Below are 2,406 nucleotides of genomic sequence, written 5' to 3'. Positions count from 1 at the left end.
TTCGTCGAACACGCCGGCCAGCACCGGTTCGATGGCGGCAAACACATCGTCTTGCGTGCCGAAGCTCATTTCGAAATCGAGCTGGTAAAACTCGCCGGGGCTGCGGTCGGCGCGGGCGTCTTCATCGCGGCAACAGGGCGCGATCTGGAAATAGCGATCAAAGCCGGCCACCATCAGCAGCTGCTTGAACATTTGCGGCGCCTGCGGCAGCGCATAGAATTTGCCCGGATGCACGCGGCTGGGCACCAGATAATCGCGCGCGCCTTCGGGGCTGCTGGCGGTGAGGATCGGGGTCTGGAATTCCATGAAACCCTGATCGATCATGCGGCGGCGAAGGGAGGCGATCACCTGGCTGCGCAGGATGATATTCTGATGCAGCCGGTCGCGGCGCAAATCGAGAAAGCGGTATTTCAGGCGGATGTCTTCGGGATATTCGGCTTCACCGGCCACCGGCATCGGCAGTTCATCGGCGGCGGATTGCACGACAATCGCCGCGCCGCGCACTTCGATATCACCGGTGGGCAGGCGCGCATTCACCGCGCCGCCCTGGCGCGGTACAACCTCTCCGGTGATCGTCACCACCGATTCAACCCGGATCCGATCAAGCACCGCAAACACCGGCGACGACGGCGCTGCGACGATCTGGGTGATGCCGTGGTGATCGCGCAGATCGACGAACAGCACGCCGCCATGATCGCGTTTGCGGTGAACCCAGCCCGAAAGCTTCACCGTCTGGCCGGCGTCGGCGGCGCGCAATTGGGCGCAAGTGTGGGTGCGAAAAGCGTGCATTTTGGCGGTTCCGACGGGTTTATGCGAAGTCGGGGCTAGCACACGTCAATCACCGCTTTGTCAAGCGGCGAGATTGGAGTAACGGGCCACATGCTGATTCATCCGCTGGTGACGAACACCGCGACTCTCCAGGAACTTTGCACCCGTTGGGCCGCCGCCGATTTTATCGCGGTGGACACGGAGTTCATGCGCGAGAGCACCTATTACCCTGATTTGTGCCTGGTGCAGGTCGCCTGCCTGAACGAGGCGGCGGCCATCGACCCCAAGAGCCCCGATCTCGATCTCACGCCGCTGCTCAAGCTGCTGGTGGAAGAGCCGGTGCTCAAGGTGTTTCACGCCGGGGGCCAAGATCTGGAAATCATCTACAATCTCACCGGCAAGACGCCGCAGCCGCTGTTCGATACGCAGATTGCTGCCATGGCGCTGGGGCTGGGCGAACAGATTGGCTACACCCATTTGGTCGCGGCCTATGCCAATATCCAGATCGACAAGGGCGCCCGTTTCACTGATTGGGCGCGGCGGCCGCTGAATGATCGCCAGATCGATTATGCCATCGGCGATGTCACCCATCTTGCCCAGATTTTCCCGCGCATGGTCGACAAGCTGCGCAACACCGGCCGCGGCGAGTGGCTGGACGACGAGATGGCGCGGGCTTCAGATCCGGCCACATATGCCAACGATCCCGAACGCGCCTGGCTGCGCCTGCGCCTGCCCAGCCGCAAGGCCGATGTGCTGGGCCGGATGAAGGCATTGGCGCGCTGGCGAGAACTGGAAGCGCAAGACAAGGACGTGCCGCGCGGCCGCATCGTCAAAGATGAAACGCTGGCCGATCTGGCGTCATCGCCGCCGCGCAGCCAGGCCGATCTGGCCAAGGTGCGCGGGCTTTCGGCGGCGTGGGGCGGCAACGCCATCGGCGCGCGGCTGCTGATGGCGCTGGAAGATGTACCGCCGCTGGGCGCCGATGAAATGCCGGCGCGCGAACCGCAGCGGCCGGGCCTGTCATCCGAAGGCGCGTTGATTGCCGATCTGCTGAAGCTGCTGCTGAAAATCCGCGCCAAGGAAGCCGGCGTGGCGCCGCGGCTGATCGTGCGGGCGGATGATCTGGAATTGCTGGCCGCCGGCCACCGCGACGGCCTGGAAATGCTGAAAGGCTGGCGCCGCGATATCTTTGGTGCCGATGCGCTGGCGCTGGTCGAAGGCCGGCTGGGCTTTGCTGTTACCGATGGCAGGCTGAAAATGAGCCAGCTCAGCAGCGACTGAGCTGCTCAGACCAGTATCAGGCCGCTTCCAGCCTCGTCGACCTCCCTAGCACCGCGCCGAGCAGCTTGAGCCGCCGCAGCACGGCATCGCCGGCCAGATCACCATGGCCGGCATTCAGGCGCAGCACCACCGTATCGCCATCGCGGCCAAGCCGGCTGGCTGCCAGTGCGATGGCTGTTCCGCCGGTCAGGCGTTGGCCGAGGCGCAGCGCCAGCCCCCACGCCCGGGCCCGGGCCAGCAGCGGTGCGGGCGTCAGCAGCAGCAGATCGGCCATCACCGGCGCATTGGCGTCGCCGCCGAAGCAAAAATGCAATCCACACGCCAGTGCCGCGCGTTCGGATGCCGTCACCGCCACCC

The 2,406-nt window shown here is 64.8% G+C and carries 2 protein-coding genes and 1 pseudogene; 1 reads left to right on the top strand and 2 read right to left on the bottom strand.

Features of this window, described 5'->3' with window-relative positions:
• Positions 1-789 (bottom strand): amino acid--tRNA ligase-related protein (locus ACESL8_RS11030; protein WP_372918781.1); only part of this gene is annotated, 789 nt, incomplete at its 3' end.
• A 90-nt stretch (positions 790-879) separates the two neighbouring features.
• On the opposite strand from ACESL8_RS11030, the gene rnd reads away from it, so the two are divergent.
• Complete coding sequence (gene rnd, locus ACESL8_RS11025) at positions 880-2,049, top strand: ribonuclease D (RefSeq protein ID WP_372918779.1); 1,170 nt, start codon at positions 880-882, stop codon at positions 2,047-2,049.
• A gap of 16 nt (positions 2,050-2,065) precedes the next feature.
• On the opposite strand, the pseudogene ACESL8_RS11020 reads toward rnd, so the two are convergent.
• Positions 2,066-2,406, bottom strand: a pseudogene (locus tag ACESL8_RS11020) (Ppx/GppA family phosphatase); the annotation flags it as partial.

Origin of the sequence: Sandarakinorhabdus sp. (assembly GCF_041689835.1) — a bacterium.
Taxonomy (GTDB): domain Bacteria; phylum Pseudomonadota; class Alphaproteobacteria; order Sphingomonadales; family Sphingomonadaceae; genus Sandarakinorhabdus.
This window is presented reverse-complemented; position numbering and strand designations above follow the sequence as displayed.

Coding starts and splice junctions, on each gene's coding strand:
- rnd (WP_372918779.1), top strand. CDS start 880: ATGCTGATTCATCCGCTGGTGACGAACACCGCGACTCTCCAGGAACTT.